Annotated in this window: 15 protein-coding genes and 1 CRISPR repeat array (1 of these 16 only partly in view); of the genes, 5 read left to right on the top strand and 10 right to left on the bottom strand. The window is 52.7% G+C overall.

All coding sequences use genetic code 11. From position 1 onward, the window contains the following. A CRISPR array of direct repeats spans nt 1–1,238; the repeat unit is 36 nt; unit sequence GTCTCAATCCCCGTCGTTTCCGACAGGTCTTCGGTC; it reaches 2,678 nt to the left of the window's first position. 435 nt (nt 1,239–1,673) lie between these two features. After that, nucleotides 1,674–2,888, top strand: a complete 1,215-nt coding sequence (locus tag SELIN_RS05345) for an ISL3 family transposase (protein WP_013505421.1) — start codon at nt 1,674–1,676, stop codon at nt 2,886–2,888. Between the two features lie 2 nt (nt 2,889–2,890). Here SELIN_RS05345 and SELIN_RS05340 read toward each other — a convergent pair whose 3' ends face one another. The 10 genes from SELIN_RS05340 to SELIN_RS05290 all read right to left on the bottom strand — a co-directional run bounded on the left by SELIN_RS05340 (nt 2,891) and on the right by SELIN_RS05290 (nt 13,350). Then, complete coding sequence (locus SELIN_RS05340) at nt 2,891–3,271, bottom strand: hypothetical protein (protein WP_156788027.1); 381 nt, start codon at nt 3,269–3,271, stop codon at nt 2,891–2,893. Nucleotides 3,272–3,295: 24 nt separating this feature from the next. After that, nucleotides 3,296–4,822 (bottom strand): type III-A CRISPR-associated RAMP protein Csm5, encoded by a 1,527-nt coding sequence (gene csm5, locus SELIN_RS05335; protein ID WP_013505653.1) that lies wholly within the window; start codon nt 4,820–4,822, stop codon nt 3,296–3,298. Next, on the bottom strand, nt 4,815–5,792 hold the full coding sequence (gene csm4, locus SELIN_RS05330; protein WP_013505652.1) for a type III-A CRISPR-associated RAMP protein Csm4: 978 nt from the start codon (nt 5,790–5,792) through the stop codon (nt 4,815–4,817). The genes csm5 and csm4 overlap by 8 nt, the downstream gene beginning before the upstream one ends. A 3-nt stretch (nt 5,793–5,795) precedes the next feature. After that, nucleotides 5,796–6,533: a type III-A CRISPR-associated RAMP protein Csm3 gene (gene csm3 / locus SELIN_RS05325; protein WP_013505651.1), complete on the bottom strand. Its 738-nt coding sequence runs from the start codon at nt 6,531–6,533 to the stop codon at nt 5,796–5,798. A gap of 13 nt (nt 6,534–6,546) precedes the next feature. Beyond that, nucleotides 6,547–6,930 (bottom strand): type III-A CRISPR-associated protein Csm2, encoded by a 384-nt coding sequence (gene csm2, locus SELIN_RS05320; protein ID WP_013505650.1) that lies wholly within the window; start codon nt 6,928–6,930, stop codon nt 6,547–6,549. A 2-nt stretch (nt 6,931–6,932) separates the two neighbouring features. After that, nucleotides 6,933–9,701 carry a type III-A CRISPR-associated protein Cas10/Csm1 gene (gene cas10, locus SELIN_RS05315; RefSeq protein ID WP_013505649.1) on the bottom strand — a complete coding sequence of 923 codons (2,769 nt, stop codon included), beginning with the start codon at nt 9,699–9,701 and terminating at the stop codon, nt 6,933–6,935. Continuing rightward, on the bottom strand, nt 9,698–10,690 hold the full coding sequence (gene cas6 / locus SELIN_RS14595) for a CRISPR system precrRNA processing endoribonuclease RAMP protein Cas6 (protein ID WP_083805935.1): 993 nt from the start codon (nt 10,688–10,690) through the stop codon (nt 9,698–9,700). The genes cas10 and cas6 overlap by 4 nt, the downstream gene beginning before the upstream one ends. A gap of 67 nt (nt 10,691–10,757) precedes the next feature. Continuing rightward, nucleotides 10,758–11,243 (bottom strand): peptidylprolyl isomerase, encoded by a 486-nt coding sequence (locus SELIN_RS05300; RefSeq protein ID WP_041725941.1) that lies wholly within the window; start codon nt 11,241–11,243, stop codon nt 10,758–10,760. Between the two features lie 105 nt (nt 11,244–11,348). Beyond that, nucleotides 11,349–12,611, bottom strand: coding sequence for an inorganic phosphate transporter (locus tag SELIN_RS05295; protein ID WP_013505646.1), 1,263 nt, complete (start codon nt 12,609–12,611; stop codon nt 11,349–11,351). Between the two features lie 67 nt (nt 12,612–12,678). Beyond that, nucleotides 12,679–13,350, bottom strand: a complete 672-nt coding sequence (locus SELIN_RS05290) for a TIGR00153 family protein (protein WP_013505645.1) — start codon at nt 13,348–13,350, stop codon at nt 12,679–12,681. A gap of 171 nt (nt 13,351–13,521) precedes the next feature. Between SELIN_RS05290 and SELIN_RS05285 the strand changes: the two genes are divergently transcribed. The 4 genes from SELIN_RS05285 to SELIN_RS05270 are packed head-to-tail and all read left to right on the top strand — an operon-like array spanning nt 13,522 to nt 16,886. After that, entirely contained in the window at nt 13,522–14,649 is a 1,128-nt protein-coding gene (locus SELIN_RS05285; RefSeq protein ID WP_013505644.1) for a 3'-5' exoribonuclease YhaM family protein, read from the top strand. A 7-nt stretch (nt 14,650–14,656) separates the two neighbouring features. Next, nucleotides 14,657–15,763, top strand: a complete 1,107-nt coding sequence (locus SELIN_RS05280; RefSeq protein WP_013505643.1) for a BamA/TamA family outer membrane protein — start codon at nt 14,657–14,659, stop codon at nt 15,761–15,763. Nucleotides 15,764–15,779: 16 nt separating this feature from the next. Continuing rightward, nucleotides 15,780–16,493, top strand: a complete 714-nt coding sequence (locus SELIN_RS05275; RefSeq protein ID WP_013505642.1) for a 3-deoxy-D-manno-octulosonic acid kinase — start codon at nt 15,780–15,782, stop codon at nt 16,491–16,493. Between the two features lie 9 nt (nt 16,494–16,502). Next, nucleotides 16,503–16,886 (top strand): diacylglycerol kinase, encoded by a 384-nt coding sequence (locus tag SELIN_RS05270; RefSeq protein WP_013505641.1) that lies wholly within the window; start codon nt 16,503–16,505, stop codon nt 16,884–16,886. The last annotated feature ends 209 nt before the right edge of the window (nt 16,887–17,095 follow it).

Genomic DNA, 17,095 nt, shown 5'->3' with positions numbered 1-17,095 from the left:
CAGGTCTTCGGTCGTCGGAAGGCCCCATTCTTCTTGAAAGGGAAGGGGTCTCAATCCCCGTCGTTTCCGACAGGTCTTCGGTCGTTAAAGCATATGTTCAAGGAGTTTGACTGTAAGAGTCTCAATCCCCGTCGTTTCCGACAGGTCTTCGGTCACACAGTACTGCAGGAACGCCTGCTCAACTTGTGAGCAGAGTCTCAATCCCCGTCGTTTCCGACAGGTCTTCGGTCACGTATCCAAGGTCGTCGCTGGGTAATAGTGCAGGATGTCTCAATCCCCGTCGTTTCCGACAGGTCTTCGGTCGAGTTAGTAAACGCTATTAACAACGGTGGAGTTTGTGAGTCTCAATCCCCGTCGTTTCCGACAGGTCTTCGGTCGTATAGAAGTTATACTTACTGACGGCACTGCCGTCGTGTCTCAATCCCCGTCGTTTCCGACAGGTCTTCGGTCACAAGTCCTTTCGCCAAAAGGAGGAATTGCGAAGTCGTCTCAATCCCCGTCGTTTCCGACAGGTCTTCGGTCACTTCCTTAAATTCACTAGAAAGTGACATTCTCGTCTCAATCCCCGTCGTTTCCGACAGGTCTTCGGTCGTGCCCCTCCAGCACAGCAACGCGACAACCGTCGCGGTCTCAATCCCCGTCGTTTCCGACAGGTCTTCGGTCCCAGGTAAATAATTTTTGAGAGGTGGTTTATGTCGTCTCAATCCCCGTCGTTTCCGACAGGTCTTCGGTCCCGGAAGATGACGTATATGTCACTTCCTTAAATTCGTCTCAATCCCCGTCGTTTCCGACAGGTCTTCGGTCAAAAAACAGTGCAGGGATATACACAAAAAATTTTAGTCTCAATCCCCGTCGTTTCCGACAGGTCTTCGGTCGACGGCTGAAAATGTTCTCAGAAGTGACGGTTATGGCCAAGTCTCAATCCCCGTCGTTTCCGACAGGTCTTCGGTCCTAGAATGTTGGCAACTAATGACTATGACTGGGTAGCCGTCTCAATCCCCGTCGTTTCCGACAGGTCTTCGGTCAGAAATAAAAGAAGTTCTCAAACTCCATAGTATGTGTCTCAATCCCCGTCGTTTCCGACAGGTCTTCGGTCAACAAAGCAGAGCCCAGCATAACAGGCTCACGCGTCTCAATCCCCGTCGTTTCCGACAGGTCTTCGGTCGCTTAAAGGCAAAGTTCGGCAAAATATGGAGAAAAGTGTCTCAATCCCCGTCGTTTCCGACAGGTCTTCGGTCACCCCCTTCATCGATGCCTTTACAGGCTGCATTCCAGAGGCTGTTTTCGCAAACATGGACAGAAATGCAATAAAATATATATAAAAATAACCGAGTGAGTTATATTCTTTTGTTAAAGAACAAGTTACAAACTCGCAAACCCCTGGAAAACGGCCTACGAAGTCTTTATGTGACGTTTTTTGAAAATCACTGGCAGTGTATTGTCACAATAACGGTAACCCCTGGGCTAAATTACGGCACTCCGATAATATCGGCCCCGATCATGGTGGTAGACAATTATATTTTTGCAGTTCGCAAAGATGTCGCCAAGCATTATGGCGATGGCGACAGGCCCGGAATAAAAGAGGGCTCTTCCGTATTGAGGATACATTGACAAAAAAGTGAGCATGGTGCCACTTATCGGGATTACAACCAAATAATTCCGGGAGAAGCACCATGCTCACCAGTGTTCTTTACCATGCCTACGGCCTTGCTGGCTACGATTACATCCGCACAGAGTATTGCGGCAATACCATCAATTTCCATGTCCGGCCCCGTAAAAAGCTGATTCGCTGCCCTGCGTGCCTTGGCCGTTCTGTCATATTACGCGGCAGTAGCATTCGTCGGTTACGAGGTTTGCCTTTGGGGATCAAGTCCACTTGGTTGCACGTCCACGTTCCACGCATCCAGTGCCTTCAGTGCGGTAGTGTCAGGCGGGTGAGTCTGAAAATAGCCTCTCCACGGTGTTCCTACACCCATGCATTTGCTCGGTATGTGGTCTCCCTTGCCCAAGCTATGACCCTCATTGATGTAGCACGGCTTCTTGGTATAGGCTGGGACCTGGTCAAGTCCATTTTCAAGCAGTATCTGCATCATCACTACAGTAGCCCTTCACTTGCTGGGCTTGAGTATATCGCCATTGATGAGAAATACACAGGACGCAAACATGGCTTCATTACTCTCGTCATTGACCTTGGTTCAGCCAGGGTCGTATACGTTGGAGCAGGCAAACAGGCAGAAGCGCTTGATGGTTTCTGGAAACGCCTTGGTCGTCGCAAGTCATCTATCAAAGCCGTTGCTGCTGACATGAGTCCGGCTTACCGGTCGGCAGTGCTCGAACACCTTCCATCTGCTGCGTTGGTGTTTGATCGTTTCCATGTCGTCAAGCTTATGAATGAACGCCTTACCGATATTCGCCGCGAGCTGTACCATGAGCTCACAAGTCAGCATGACAAGAGCATTCTCAAAGGCACTCGCTGGATGCTTCTCAAAAATCCGCAGAGCATTGGCGAGCAAACCAGTGATCATGAACGCCTTGAACTTGCCCTGCAGGCCAATCGACCATTGGCGGTTGCCTATTACATGAAAGAAGATCTCCGCCAGATATGGCAACAAACTGACAAGGTAACTGCCACGGTATTCCTCGATGACTGGATCAACAGGGCTCAAGCATCAGCTATCAAAGGATTGAAGAAAATGGCCAAAACGCTGGAGAAGCACCGAGAGGGAATCCTGAACTGGTATGATCACCCCATATCAACAGGACCACTTGAGGGGATCAACAACAAAATTGATACCCTCAAAAGGCAAGCCTATGGATACAGAGATATGGAATTCTTCGAGCTCAGAATAAAGGCCCTCCATAATTCAAAGTACGCTTTAACCGGATGAACCTAAAAGAGGTGTATATACTCGGGGCTTTGCAGTTGCAGTTCTTTTTTGAACTGCACCAGTTCTTCGCGCAGCTTTTCCACTTTTGCCATATTCGCAAGTTCAACACCACTTCTTCGGAATTCGCGCTGGGGCAGAATCGTGCCCTGCAAGTTCAGCTTGTGTATGGTGTCATTGGCACTGATGGCAATTTCACTTTTTCCGGTCAGCTCCACACAGGCCACAAGGTGAGTACTGGCCCGTTTAAGGGCTCTTTCAACAAGTCGTTTTTTCAGATAGTTGCGTCTGATATACAACATGCTGGCCCAGGCAACGGGTATGAACATGATGATGCCCAGCAGTATACCAATTCGGTCAACCATTTCCCAGGTGTGGTCGTTCATGAAGAGGAAAGTTTCCATTTTACCCTAATCTGTTTCCCCAAGGATCCGCTTGACCTTGTCGACTTTCGCCTGCTGTTTTTCTTTCAATTTTCCCGACCACTTCTTGGTGGCGATAAACTCCTGTTTACAGGCAAGGGCAATGGTCTGTTGTTCCTCGGTAGTGTAGCCGTCGATTTTTAACCATAGTTCCATGAGTTTGTTGTTACGGGCGTCGGGTAAAGTTATCTGCGTCAGTTCGTACAATGTACGCTCCACCTCGCCCATGCTGGCCAGTTTTTCTGCTTCAGCGGCTTTGGCGGCAGCTTCGGCTTCGCGTTGTTGCTGACGTTTCACGGCAGCTTGTTGAGCGGCTTCCTGCTGCTGCTGTTGTTCATCCCTTATTTTCTGCCTTCGCAAAAATGCCTGTTGCCGCTGCGAAGCCATTTCGGCACACTGACGCTGGTAGTCCTGCCATTCATCATCGCTCAGCAGACGAATCTTAACCCAGCCAAGGGGTATTCCGGTTGAACTTAACCAGATAGATGACTGGAAATGACTGGAGATGTTTTCTCTTCTCCTATCCTCATATCGATCCAACATTTTCGTTCTCCCGCCAGTATGACGGCCAATTTTCAGGAGCAGCTCGTCACTGCCAGCGGGCGGGTCGTGCTCAAGTAACTGCTGAATTTGTGGAACTGAAGAGGCAGGCTTTTGGCCACTGCTATTCAACCGAATTCTGGAATGATTCTGGATTGCTTGCATAAATCTGTCATCTTCGGCTTCAAGATAGGCATTGGATGATGCCAGCAAGTCCTCCCAGAGTTTTTCGAAATTGCTCCATGGTGCTTTATACAGGGTGTTGTGGCCAAAACTGATTTCGCCGATAAACTGGCCGCTGGTGATGAATTCTGTCATGGCAAGGCGGCCTTGTGTTGTCAATCTCCAGTCCACGTCTTCGAATTCACCATCCAATTTTCGTTTATCGGAGAGGCGATTGGGTATATCAATCTGAGATTGTGCGTCAATAGGTGAAAAATCGCTTACACGAAAGTCACGAAAAAAGTCGAAGGCAACCTGCTTGTCACTATCACGCAGGTTTTTTTCAGCGAGAAAACGAAGCTCATCTCCGGGAAACTCATTTTGACCCAATATTGAGTTAAGTACTAATGTGCGGAGGGCTCCTTTCACGGAAGAGCCAGGGATTATGGGTTCACTGTAAGCGCCAGCTTTTACCACCTGGAGTATTTCGTCATTCTTGCCGAACAGCGGGCGATTTTGTCCAAAAACTTTTTGTGTCGCATCTGATAAGGGAATGTGCGCATTCACCGCTTCACACTTGGGAGCGTGTTCATCAATAAAGCGCAGAAGGTCGTCATAACGGCTTTTGCGGCAATGATCGAAAAAAATATCGCTTTTGCCAATCTGCTTCAGGTAGCTTTGGAAAGAGCTGTGGTCAAACAGGTGCAGAGCTTTCTCTTTCGGGAAATAGTCCATGGGCTCGTAGTATTCACCACTGCCAATGTGAATGGGTGTCAGCACTTCCAGCAGGCAGAACTGGGTATCTTTACGCATTATTGCCTCCTGTTTTGGGTGGAAGCTCGGAAGAGGGGATGTGACATGGAAGAGCAATGGTGCAGGCATTGTGCACGTGTTTACCACCTACTTCATCGCTTACCAGATTGGCAAGCATCCTGCCGTATACGTCACGGGGCTGTATAATTCCGAATGTACTCCCCGGCTGGTAGAGCACCACGGGGTTTTTCATGTGTTTGCCTCTCGCGGCCAGCCCCCCTCCATGTTTGGCGAACTTTGTGAATACCTTGCCATAGGCAGGGTCGGCACTGGAGCAGGCAACACAGGAAGAAAGAGCCACAAAGGCGTTGGTTTCTGCTGGCGCACTTTGCAGCATGGTAGCTTCGCACCAGTCTGAAACTTTATAGCGCCCACGTCCGGTGGAAGCATCCTTTCCATATCCCTGCATCCCCATCAGTTCAATGATTTCTTGAAGAGTCTCTCCAGAAATCTTCTGAGAGTCGAACCTGACATACAAGTCCAGTTGTGACCCATGGGGATAAAAGAGTTCATTGCTGGCATAGAGCTGTCCCGATTCGCCAGCTGTGGAGTGACTGAAAGAATTCAGGGCATTTTTTGTCATCATACTTTTTGTTGGCGAAGCTGGTTTTGGCCATTGTTGGCGATTTTGCAGATATTCAGTGGCAATGGCACCTTCGGTCAGATTACCCTGAAGCTTCTGGATTACCTCCAATGGGAAAAAGGCAAATTTCTTATACTCCTTGCCCATGCCATCCTGCATTTGTGTTGGCAGTTTTACTGGCTTCAGGATGGGGCGGGGCAGAAATCCGGCCGGAAAGCCATCAGAAAATACCAGTGGAGGGTTGGACATATCGCTCAAGAGCGCCTCAAGTGCCTCGTTTCCATGCACATCCCGGTACAACCAGCAGAACTGGCCAAACAGGGTATCAGATTGCAGGGGGGTAACAAATGAGCTTTGGGGCAGAATGCGAATGCGTCGCGATTCCATGGTTCACCCGTCTTTCTGGTCAGTCTTTGGCCATGCGACAGAATACCTTGCCTGCGAATCCGCCCACTGTACTTCAACCCTGCCATTGCCACGGGAAGAACCACCGCCCAATCCGTCATGGTTAAGAAGTTCGATGTATTCCAGAAAACTCTGAAATGCTGTTTCTTCGGCACTATTAAACGCAGCATCATCGGACTTATGGAATACTTTGTAAATGGCTTCAAAGGTGAATTCCGCCCCTGCGGGTACACGCTCAATCTGGCGGGGACCGCCGCCGCCAACTTTGCCCTGCAAGCGATTAATGCTCACTTCATACTTGGTTTCAGTATAGGAGCCGAGTTTTTCAAGCAACAGCTTCTGACTCTCTGGTGTCATAAAAGCGTCGGAAATGGCAACGCGTGTCTGCAGCACGGTATGGTTGTCATCCTCAAGGCCATCTGGTTTGCCATTGCCAAAAATTTTTACGATTTGCAGCGCATTCGATGGAGCGTCACTGGCTTTTCCCTTAATATAAAAGGCATTTCCTTCACCAGTATCAACGCAGCCAGTCGTCCACTCTGCCAGCGAACGAATCTTACCCTTAAGCGATGAACCGGGTATATAGGGTATACTGGTCAAGGGATCACGAATGACAACGTTATCCACACCGCCTATTTTGATTTCATCGTTGCCTCCGCCAATGTGAAGGCCCGTAATTACTTTCAATGAGCATTCTATTTTGCGTATTTCTTTAATTTGCATATTTCCCTCCATTTCAATTACTCAGGTTTCCTTTGCTGTAAGCCACTACTGCCTCAAAAAGGGAGCAGAAGATAAAAAAGTCATCTACCTTGCGGCTATCGCAAAGCTGATCAATATTGCTTTGAATAAATCGCTTAAAGCCATCATTGATTTTATCACGTTTGTATGCGTACTCAGCCTTGGCCTTTACCATCGCTATATATGGCAATAGCTCTTCATACGGTTTATCGGCACCAATTTGCTCCCGGTAGCTCAGTATTTGATTGTAGAAGCGGCGCAACTGAGTAAACGTAAGATTTCTACCAGACATTGCTTTGAACGTTTCCTCTGCACGGTCCGAAAAAAGTTTCACTCTTTTCTCTGGATCATCGTATTCCCGAATAGTTGCTATCGTCATATCTACCTCCTGCGTCGGTCGTAGAGCAGCCGCGAAAGGGGGATGCTCATTTTACTGGTTTTTTCTTGAATATCCTTAAACACAAATTCCATCGCTTCGAGTTTTGTCTCCTCCTTTTTGCTCTTCTCCACAAAGTATCTTTGATGCCGATATTTCAGCCGGGCTCTCCACTTGGCTGCCTCCATCCAGGCATTCACTTCTTCTGGACTTTCAGGGAATGTTGTCGCAGTGGCAGCATCCTGGCTAAACTTCAACAGTCCGTAGAGATATTGGGTGGAGAGTTCACTTTCCATCGTTTGGGTACGTTGCTTTAATGCATCGCCACTGCGCATAAGTTCCTTGTATTCCTCCCACGTCACAGTCTGACCAAAAACGGTAATGCGGTTGCGATTTTTACCAGCTTCAGGGCCTTCTCCATGCTTGGCGGCATCCAGTGCTTCCTCGGCATCGCGGGCCATCTCGCGCACGGGGATGGCGGCTTTGCGTAGCACGATGCCGGCGCTAAGGTGAATGTCGGGGTTGCCTCCGGTGTACTGGCGGAGGTGCTGGTCTATTTCCCCGGCCAGATCAACGATGCGGTTCCAGGGGCCGATGAGAAAGAGGTCGTCCCCTCCGGCAAAGACGGTGTAAACGCTGCGGTAGTCGACTTCCCCTTCTGCTGGTTTTTTGGCAAGTCGCCATGGGAGCCAGCCGGTGAAGAAGTAGTCCAGCATGCGCGAGAGCATGGACATGCGGGACATATTGGCGTAGCTGATGTCTTTGCCGTTTTCCTTCACCGTAAAGCCTCGACTGAAGATCTGACCCAGGTGATCCACGTCGGCCTTGAGCACACCCAGATGGGCTACTCCCCGCAGTTTGCCGTTTTCTTCTTCGTGCAGGGCATCAGCGCCAATATGGGCAAAGGTTTTAGTGGCGTTAACATTTAGTTCAATACCTTCCAAGCGTTCCTTGCTGATTCCCTTGTAGCGTAGTTCATCCCATTCCCCGTCATTTCGCCAACGAGGCACATAATTGGCCAGGTGTTTGTGGGCAAAGCCGCTGAATGTACTCTGGCGGTCGATATTGTATGTGGGCGCGCTGAGGTCGGGGCTTTTGCCAAAGGCCAGGTGCCACTGACCAAAGAGAGGATAGGTCCAATCGCCCTCTTTCTGGTCTTCAGAGTATTGGATGTGGAAGTAGTTGCGGCGAGCTTCGCCGTCTTTGACCTCTTCTGATACCAGTGCTTCCCCAAGGCGGCGAAAGCGGTTGCAGTGGGGGCAGATAGTGCCATATTTGGTCTCATCCCCCCAGTGTTTGCCGCAGATGGTGCACAGCTCGCGGCTTTTGCGGCTGGAAAGGTACTCCTTAAAAACGGGTTCGCTGATCTGTGGCCGCAGTTTTTCGCACTCCAGGGCATGGGCCAGATCCCCCATCAGCAAGGCATATTCGCGCATTACCAAACGCTCAGGCTGAAAGCACAAGGTGGCGATGTTAAAGCGGGTCTGGCCGAAGGTCAGTTTGTGAAAGTGCTCGTTGATAGTGGTTTTAACCCTTCCCACGGCTGCTTGCAGGTCGCTGGTGTTGGCGGCCAGGATAGTGAACTTGCCACCGGCGTTCATGATAATGGAGCTGAGGGGCAGGTTCAGTTCGTGGCAGATGGCATGGGCGGCGGCTTCGGTGGCCATGCTCACGTAGAAGGACTTGGCGCGCAGTATCTTGGCGGCAAACTTGTTGGATTCTCCACCGGCATCAAAGATGAAGTGCTGGATGCCGCTGAAGTCGCCCTGAATGAAACAGAATTTCTGTTCCTTGCTTCTATCCTTTACGCTGCTGATCAGTGTCAGATTGCCCGCTTTGGCGTGGTCTATGTCATCCTTTTCCCGGTGCCAGGCGTACAGGGCGGTGGCTATGGCGCTGGTGGCGCGGCTGTGGTCGTAGAGGGAGATATTAGTGGGGGTCGGGGTAAACTTCCCATTTTCATAACTGACGGTTGCCGAAGGGATACTCCAGCAGTATCGCTCCATAAGACTGGCCAGGGCCAGGTAGGCGTTAGCGAGGGAGGAACTTTTGTCATTTTTATTCGCCCCCACGCGACGGGCGATTGCGGTCAGTCCCTCCGCAAATCCCGTCAACAGGCGGGTGTAATCCTTGGCTGCTTGTGATTCTTCCACAGTGGAATTGTTTATGGGTAGAATCGATGGCTCCAAGGGTGCAAAGGGGTAGTGAAGGGCTTTCTCCGTTGGCTTGTTTGAATTATCGTCTGATGGCTGCTGGTCTTCCTTTGCACTGAGTTTAATGTCGGCAAAGATGTTGCGCATGTGGGTGTTTGAGTGTTTTGACTTTTGCTCTTCCTTGGCCAATGCTTGGGCGTAGGCGTTGTATTGCTCCTCTGATCTGTCCCGCTCAAAACCACTGGCCAGGCGGTCGGCTTCGGCAATAATCCACTGCAAGGGGTGGGACTGGTCGCCCACTTTGTGGTGGCTGGCGGCGAGATTGGCCATGGATGTTTCTTTATCATGCTGCACAACCGACGGGAATGCCTGCAGCACACCATCGTAAGATGCCTTGATTTCCTGGTTATCAGCACTGCCAAAAGTGAATTTTCCATCAAAGAAAAGCCCGGTGAAGGCGGCGTGCACGTGGCCGTAACCGTGCTTGGTGCCGTAGGCATAGTTGTAGTCATCTGCTTTCAGCAGTTTTTTACCGCTGCGCTGCAGAAACTTGCCAATGTCGTGGAGTAGTCCGGCTGTGGCTATGGTGTAGGCACGGCTCAGGGGCGATGTGTCACTCATATTCCCTCCAGTTCAATTTTCCCGTATCCAAATGTGGTCTGTTTTCCGATGTGTATTTTTGCTGCAGCGTTGAACATTGTGGCGGCTGCGCCTGTTGGGTCGCTGAATTCCATGGTGCCAACAAAGCCCCCCAGCTTCATTTTGGTGGCCTGACGATTGGAGTATCGCCCAATATCCAGCCAGTGGAGATTTCGGGAAATTTCCTGAGCTTGCGGGGTATCTGACAGTAATGGGGGAAGTGGCTGCCCGCTGTGTTCGTGCAGGCTTTGCAGGCGGCGCTGGGCAAGGTGAAGTATTTTTTGCAAGCCAAGGTCTGTGGTAAGCCTGCTGCCGGTTTTGCTGCGCAAGGGGCTTTGCAGGCGCAGGCGGTAGGAGCCTGCTGGGAGTGGAGTGTCATATAGATGCTGAACCTGGGGCAGAGGAGGCGGGTGACCAATAGCAAATGGCTGGCGGTCTTTGCCAAGGCCCTGGGAAGCCATTTCCTGCAGGGCCAGCAGGGTATAGGCGCTGTGCGCAGCGGCGTGACCCATGAGCGTAATATGCACAGAGAGCGTGTCGCCTGCGTGGAATTCCATCTGCTCGTTACCACTGTAACAGACCAGCGGCAGGAACTCAGTTTGCGTGGCACTGTTGTCGAAAATCGTTGTGTAGGGACAATGCTGCAGAAGCGAACAATCCTGGCATTGTGCGCGTCGCTTGATGCAGATAACCCGGCGCAAACCGTGGCCAAGGGCTCCACGCAGGGTGGAGAATTTGTATTGGGGGAGGATGCTGTTCTGTTTTGCCTTTAAACACGCAAGCAATGTTACGATTTCCATGTTTATCACTCCAACGTAACGGTATTGATTTTTTAGCATACAATACTCTTCCCTGAACAGAAGTATCATACCCCAGACATGCGTACAGTTTAATCGTATTGTTTTTATAAGTCCGGGAAAAGAGTACAAGAATTCCGAGGTGATAGGTCTTTCAGGAATTTTTCCAGGCATGTAGGTGGCGAAAGAAAAAAAGGGAGCCGATGGGGCTCCCTGGTGTTGTCGTCGTTTGATGTGTGGCCTATTTGGCGTCTTTGACGTACGCCTTGATGATCTTCTGGTCTTCCACGGGGCGGTCGCCGCGTCCGGTGCGGGTGTTTTCGATTTTCTCCACCACGTCGTAGCCGCTGATGACGGTGCCGAAGATGGTGTGGTTGCCGTTCAGCCAGGGGGTGGCGGCGGTGGTGATGAAGAACTGGCTGCCGTTGGTGCCGGGACCGGCGTTGGCCATGGCGAGCAGGCCGGGTTTGTCGAAGGTGACTTTGGGGGTGACTTCGTCGGCGAAGGGTTTGCCCCAGATGGATTCGCCGCCGCGTCCGGTTCCGGTGGGGTCGCCGCCCTGGATCATGAAGTTCTTGATGACGCGGTGAAAGATGACGCCGTTATAGTAGCCGTTGGTGGCGTGGGTGGCGAAGTTTTCACTGGTCTTGGGGGCGATTTCGGGCATGAGCTGTACTTCAATGGTGCCCTGGGTGGTTTCTAGTACCACAATAAGGTCTGTATTCATGTTTCCTCCTTGAGATGGCAGCACCAGTAGCGCGCACACAATGACGACAAGAGCGAGTGAACGGAATGCCTGCATGGAATTCTCCTGGTAACGGTACTTTTCCTTTTACATGTAGAGCATGAAAAATAGCACTTTGAAGAGCAATGCGCAAATTATGGCGGAGATGGGTACGGTCACAATCCAGGAGATCACGATTCCCCACAGCATGCGCAGGTTGATGCTGCCGACGCCTTTGACGAGTCCAACGCCGATGACACTTCCCACCAGGGTATGGGTGGTGGAAATGGGCAGGCCCATGGTGGAACATACCAGCACGGTGGTGGCGGTTCCAAAGGTGGCGGAAAAGCCGCTGGTGGGGGTAATTTCCGTGATGCGTTTGCCAATGGTGTCGATGACACGGTATCCCATGGTGGCGATACCCACAACGATGCCCACTCCGCCCATGGCCAGCACCCACAGGGGTACAGGGACATGGGCCTGTATCTGGCCGGTCTGCAGGGTGGTTACCACGGCGGCCACGGGTCCGATGGCGTTGGCGACGTCATTGGCTCCATGGGCAAAGGCGACATAGCAGGCGGTCAGGATCATCATGGAGCGGTAGATGCGGTCGACGATGGTGAACTTTGCGCCGAATCCCTTGCGGTTATAGGCGGTATCGGGAATTTTATTCATGAGGGTCTTGCTGATGATGACGCCTATGGTGCCGATGGCTATGGCCATCAATATGGAAAACTCAATGCTGATGGGGAGCTTGAGGTTGGCGAGACCTTTGTAGATCATGGAGAGGGAGAGGGTAAAGACGAGGATAAAGACCAGATAGGGGGTGTAGCGTTTGGCGTTGATGACGGGGGTTTCCGTTGCCAGGATATTGCGGTGGATAAAGGAGAAGATCAGCATACTGATCAGGGCGCCGGAGAGGGGTGAGACGATCCAGCTCATCCCCACCTGGGTGAGGCGCTCCCACTGAATCACGCCCATGCCCCCTGCCACCAGCCCGAAGCCCACGACGGCTCCGATGATGGAGTGGGTGGTGGAGACGGGCCAGCCAAAGATAGTGGCAACCTGCAGCCACATGGCGGCTGCCAGCAGGGCGCTGAGCATGCCCACCACCACCACTTCGGGGGTACCGGAGAACAGGTTGATATCAACGATTCCGCTTTTCACGGTCTGGGTTACCGATGATCCCACCAGGAAGGCGCCCATAAATTCAAAGACGGCGGCCACCATGACGGCCTGCTTGAGGGTCATGGCCCGTGAGCCCACCGAGGTTCCCATGGCATTGGCCACATCATTGGCCCCGATGTTCCAGGCCATATAGAATCCGAATATCACGACGAGGGTAAATATAAGCAAGGAGTGTTCAATCACAATTTCACCTGAGTGTACATGGAATTAACGGGTCGCGGCATTGCTGTCGGCACAGACTGCTGTGAGTTCACTCGGAGAGTACCTCTGCGGTGGACTCCGCCAGTCTCTCTGCGGCATTGGCCATTTCGCCCAGCTTTTTGGTGAGCTCGACGAGCATGAAGATGGTGACGGGGCAGATCTCTTCCTCCAGGGCATAGACGTGCTGGGCCAGCTTGTACTGGCGCTTGTCGCACTCCCATTCCAGGAAGATGATGTGCTCGACCTTGCTGGCGAAATCCTTTTTCTGCGGGGCGCCGAAGCCGCTGTCAAAGACGTTTTCCACTTCCGTCATCAGTTCCAGGGTAGCGGCCAGGATCTCCTGCACCTTGCCGTAGAAGGCCATGAAGGGTTCACGCAGTTGGGGATGGAGGTAGGTTTTGCGGACGGTGAGAATAAAGGCGATATCTTCAACATCGTTGGCGATGCTGTCCTGCTTTTTCAGGAGCTTGAAAAGGCTTTTGCGGGAGACGGGCATGAACATGCTGGTGGGAAAAGAGGCGCGCGAAGAAGCCTGGACGCGATCGGCTTCATTCTCGAACTTCATGATTTTCTTGGCGACCAGTTTCAGGTTGTCGAAATCTTCGGCCAACCAGTACTGGATGGCAGGGTCAAGCTGATCAATGCATTCCTTGACCGCTTCCATGTGTGTCTGAATGGCCTTGAGCGGATCCGGGCCAAAGAGTCCTGAGATGAGGCTCATAGTTTCATGTACTCCCGTCAGTCTGAAAAAATGTTTTTCTTCAACCCCTGAATCATGTATCTTTTTCAGGGCACAAGATCGTATTCTTGACATGTATTTAACAGATATGCCACAAAAAATTTACCATATTTTCACAAAATCCGGAAAAGTGGATATGAAAGGGAAATACCGTTGTTTATTGGAGAATTTCAGGCCGGGAAGGTCATTCACGAAGATCTGCTGGTGGTTCAGCACGCCATAAAACAAGCCCGCAACGGCAAGGATTATCAGTTCATCAAGCTCCAGGATCGCACCGGCCAGCTGGATGGATACAACTGGAACTACCAGGCAGGCTCACCGGAGTTCAAAGAGGGCCAGGTGGTCACGGTCAAGGGCACCATTCAGGAATTCAAGGGGAACCTGCAGGTCAACATCTCTTCCATCGCCGCCTCTGGAGCGGCTTTTGATCGCGACAAGTTTCTTCCCGTCACCAGCAGGGACGTCAATGTCCTGTACCAGGAGCTGGAAAGCATGATCGCCAGAATCCAGAACCCGCACCTGAAAAAGCTGCTGGTTACCGTCAGTCAGGATCCGGAAATGAAGCACCTGCTGCAGACAGCTCCGGCTGCGAAATCCATGCATCACGCCTACCTGGGCGGCCTGCTGGAGCACCTGGTTTCGGTGATGGGCCTGGCGCTGCGCGTCTGCCCCCACTATCCGGAGATCAACCAGGACAAAGTGCTGGCGGGCACGTTCTTCCACGACATTGGCAAAATCTACGAGCTGGAATACAAGACCGCTTTCGAATACAGTACCCCCGGCATCCTGCTCGGCCACCTGTACATGGGCTGCGAAATTTTCGACCGTTTCGTGCGCAAGTTTCCCCAGTTTCCGGCAGAGTTGAGCATGGAGATCAAACACATCATCCTCAGCCACCACGGCCTGCTGGAATATGGTTCCCCCAAGCGCCCCAAAACCCTGGAGGCGCTCGTGGTTCACCACCTGGACGATCTGGACGCCAAAATCAACACCATCAACGGTTTGTTTGAAGCAGCGGGGAAGAGCAACTCGCCCTGGACGGACTATCACCGCCTGCTGGATCGTCGCTTTTATCGTGGTGATGAAGGAAATGGCGACCGTGCCGAGCAGCCTGAAGAGCTGCCAGCCACGCCAGTGAAAAAAAGCGTGCAGCCGGAGCCTTCAGACAGTGGGCAAACGAAGACGGTGGCACGCGCTGAAACCAGAAAGAGCTTTTCCCAGCAGCCATTCCAGCAGCTTGATGGCATTCTGCCCTTTGAGGGAGACAAAAAAGAGGAGTAGGATGCCCATGGCGCACATCGCGCGAAGCGGCCGGACAATCAGGCCCCTGTTGCTCTGCCTTTGCTTTCTGCTGGCGAGCGCGCAGGGGGCCTGCGCTGAGAACGCTGCTTCCACAGGAAGTTCCGAGTGGATTTTCATTCCCTTCCCCATCTATACACCGGAAACCGGTGCCGCCATGACCCTCTGCGCCATTGGAACCTTCCGAGGGCCGCAGCAGTCTGCGGCGTCAAGTTTCCTGATCGCCCTGGCCTACTCGGAAAAGGAACAGCTCAGCCTTGAGTTCAATCCAAGTATTTCCTTTGGCAGCACAGTGCGCACCAGTGCGAGGGTAGCCTTTGAAGACTGGCCCGATGAATTCTTCGGCCTTGGCAACGACACCCGTCGCGGTGATCGCGAGCATTTCGCCTCGCGCAATACCGTGGCACGTATCGAGCTGCAGCACTCGCTGGGAAATGATTTCTGGATGGGTCCGATCATCGACTGGAAAAGGTACCGTATCCGTGATACAGAAGAGGGCGGACTACTGGAAACCCACCTGCCAGACGGCATTGACGGAGGAACCCTTGCCGGCCTGGGAATCGCGGTCAGCCACGATACCCGGGACGACACCTTCTTTCCTTTTGCAGGTCATTTCATTCAGATCAACGCGGTGCGCTACACGCAGCAGCTGGGTTCGGACTACTCCTTTGCGCGAACCACCCTGGACAGCCGCCAGTATATCGCCGTTGGGGGCCGCCACGTGCTGGCCCTGCATCAATACGCCAGCATCAACCGGGGAACCGTCCCCTTCCAGGAACTCTCCATGCTGGGCGATTCTTCCCCCGCCCTGATGCGCGGATACTATTCCGGGCGCTTTCGTGACCGGGACATGGCGGTACTTCAGGCAGAGTACCGCGTCCCTCTGCCTCCGGGGCCCTGGGCTCTGGCTTTTTTTGCCGGCACCGGCGCAGTAGGCCGCAACCTGGGGGAACTGGCATCGGAAGACCTGAAATGGTCGGGAGGCGCCGGGCTGCGCTACCGGGCCAGTCGCACGGAAGCCGTAAACCTGCGCCTCGACCTGGCGCGGGCTGAAGACAGCAGCGGCATCTATTTTAATGTTTTCGAAGCTTTCTGATAAAGGAACAGATTTCATGACGGCATTTCATACACACACCCTGGCTCCCGGACACTTTCTGCTCAGCTGTGATGGTCACGGGGAAGCCCGGTGGTTCGACCCCAGCTGGCGGCAGCAACACGCTGTTCAGCAGGGAGAAGCCCTGGGGCGCGGCAACAGTCAGATCCTGCGCATCGGCGACACCACCGTCGTCCTGCGGCACTATCTGCGGGGCGGCATTATCGCCCGGCTGAACCGCGACAAATACCTCTGGCAGGGCCTGAAGGACACCAGACCCTATCGCGAATTGACATTATTGCTGAAGCTTCGCGACATGGGACTCTCTGTGCCCAATCCGGTGGCTGGCCGGGTACTGCGCCGGGGCTTCTGGTACACCGCCGATATCATGACCGAATATATCGCCGACTCTCTGACCCTCGACCAGTGGCTCATGAGCAGGCAGATATCCATGGACCTGTGGCAGCGCATCGGCGCAACCATTGCCACATTCCACCGGGCCGGCCTGGACCACGTGGATCTGAATATCCGCAATATTCTCATCGACAGCCATAAACAGGTGTACCTGATTGACTTTGACCGATGCCAGCTGCGCGATCCCGATTCCCACTGGCAGCACGGCAACCTGGAGCGGCTGAGCCGTTCCCTGTACAAACTGGGACACTATACCCCCTGGCAATGGCAGCAGCTGATGCACGGTTATCGCCAGCCAGCTTCTCTCCACCGTACCTGAGGATTTCCCATGGAAAACAAAACGTCCCGTCGCCAGAATCCACCCTACCACCTGTTGCGCAATGCGTCTTACGCCCTGGATGGCTTGCGGGACATTCTGCGCACCGAGTCATCGTTCCGGATTGAAGTGGTGCTCTTTGTCATTTTTCAGGCAATCGCCATATTCCTGCCCGTCACCACCGTCGCCAAGGCAGTACTCAGTGTATCGCTTTTCATTCCCCTGCTGGCCGAACTGGCCAACAGCGCCATAGAAAGAGCGGTGGATCTGGTGACTCAGGAATTCCACGAAATGGCCAAACGCGCCAAGGACGCCGGCAGCGCCCTGGTGTTCATGTCCTTTGTGACGACCATCGTGATCTGGGGCTGGGTGCTGTACGTGGAGTTTCTTGCCTGATCCCTGCGACTCAGCGAGGCAAACGCTTCTTCTGCACTTAACAGTTTGCTGAAATACTTCAAAATACGCAGGCAATTGAAAAGTGCTCAGGTGCAAGGCACCCGCAGAGCGTGGCGAGAAGCGTACTCCCCGTACGTTGCAGCAGCGAACGACAGCGGGCAACACCGCAGATGAGGGTTTTTCAGCAGCCTGTTGCGCGCATTATCCCA

Source organism: Desulfurispirillum indicum S5 (assembly GCF_000177635.2).
GTDB lineage: Bacteria > Chrysiogenota > Chrysiogenetes > Chrysiogenales > Chrysiogenaceae > Desulfurispirillum > Desulfurispirillum indicum.
Note: the sequence above shows the minus strand (reverse complement) of the source record. Positions and strands in the feature narration are given on the sequence as shown.

Excerpts from the sequence above, each read along its gene's own strand:
- csm4 (WP_013505652.1), bottom strand. The coding sequence starts at position 5,792 with ATGGAATCGCGACGCATTCGCATTCTGCCCCAAAGCTCATTTGTTACC.
- SELIN_RS05290 (WP_013505645.1), bottom strand. The coding sequence starts at position 13,350 with ATGAGCCTCATCTCAGGACTCTTTGGCCCGGATCCGCTCAAGGCCATT.
- csm2 (WP_013505650.1), bottom strand. The coding sequence starts at position 6,930 with ATGACGATAGCAACTATTCGGGAATACGATGATCCAGAGAAAAGAGTG.
- cas10 (WP_013505649.1), bottom strand. The coding sequence starts at position 9,701 with ATGAGTGACACATCGCCCCTGAGCCGTGCCTACACCATAGCCACAGCC.
- SELIN_RS05340 (WP_156788027.1), bottom strand. The coding sequence starts at position 3,271 with ATGAACGACCACACCTGGGAAATGGTTGACCGAATTGGTATACTGCTG.
- csm3 (WP_013505651.1), bottom strand. The coding sequence starts at position 6,533 with ATGCAAATTAAAGAAATACGCAAAATAGAATGCTCATTGAAAGTAATT.
- SELIN_RS05345 (WP_013505421.1), top strand. The coding sequence starts at position 1,674 with ATGCTCACCAGTGTTCTTTACCATGCCTACGGCCTTGCTGGCTACGAT.
- SELIN_RS05270 (WP_013505641.1), top strand. The coding sequence starts at position 16,503 with ATGGAAAACAAAACGTCCCGTCGCCAGAATCCACCCTACCACCTGTTG.
- SELIN_RS05300 (WP_041725941.1), bottom strand. The coding sequence starts at position 11,243 with ATGAATACAGACCTTATTGTGGTACTAGAAACCACCCAGGGCACCATT.
- SELIN_RS05280 (WP_013505643.1), top strand. The coding sequence starts at position 14,657 with ATGGCGCACATCGCGCGAAGCGGCCGGACAATCAGGCCCCTGTTGCTC.
- SELIN_RS05275 (WP_013505642.1), top strand. The coding sequence starts at position 15,780 with ATGACGGCATTTCATACACACACCCTGGCTCCCGGACACTTTCTGCTC.
- cas6 (WP_083805935.1), bottom strand. The coding sequence starts at position 10,690 with ATGCCTGGAAAAATTCCTGAAAGACCTATCACCTCGGAATTCTTGTAC.
- csm5 (WP_013505653.1), bottom strand. The coding sequence starts at position 4,822 with ATGCGTAAAGATACCCAGTTCTGCCTGCTGGAAGTGCTGACACCCATT.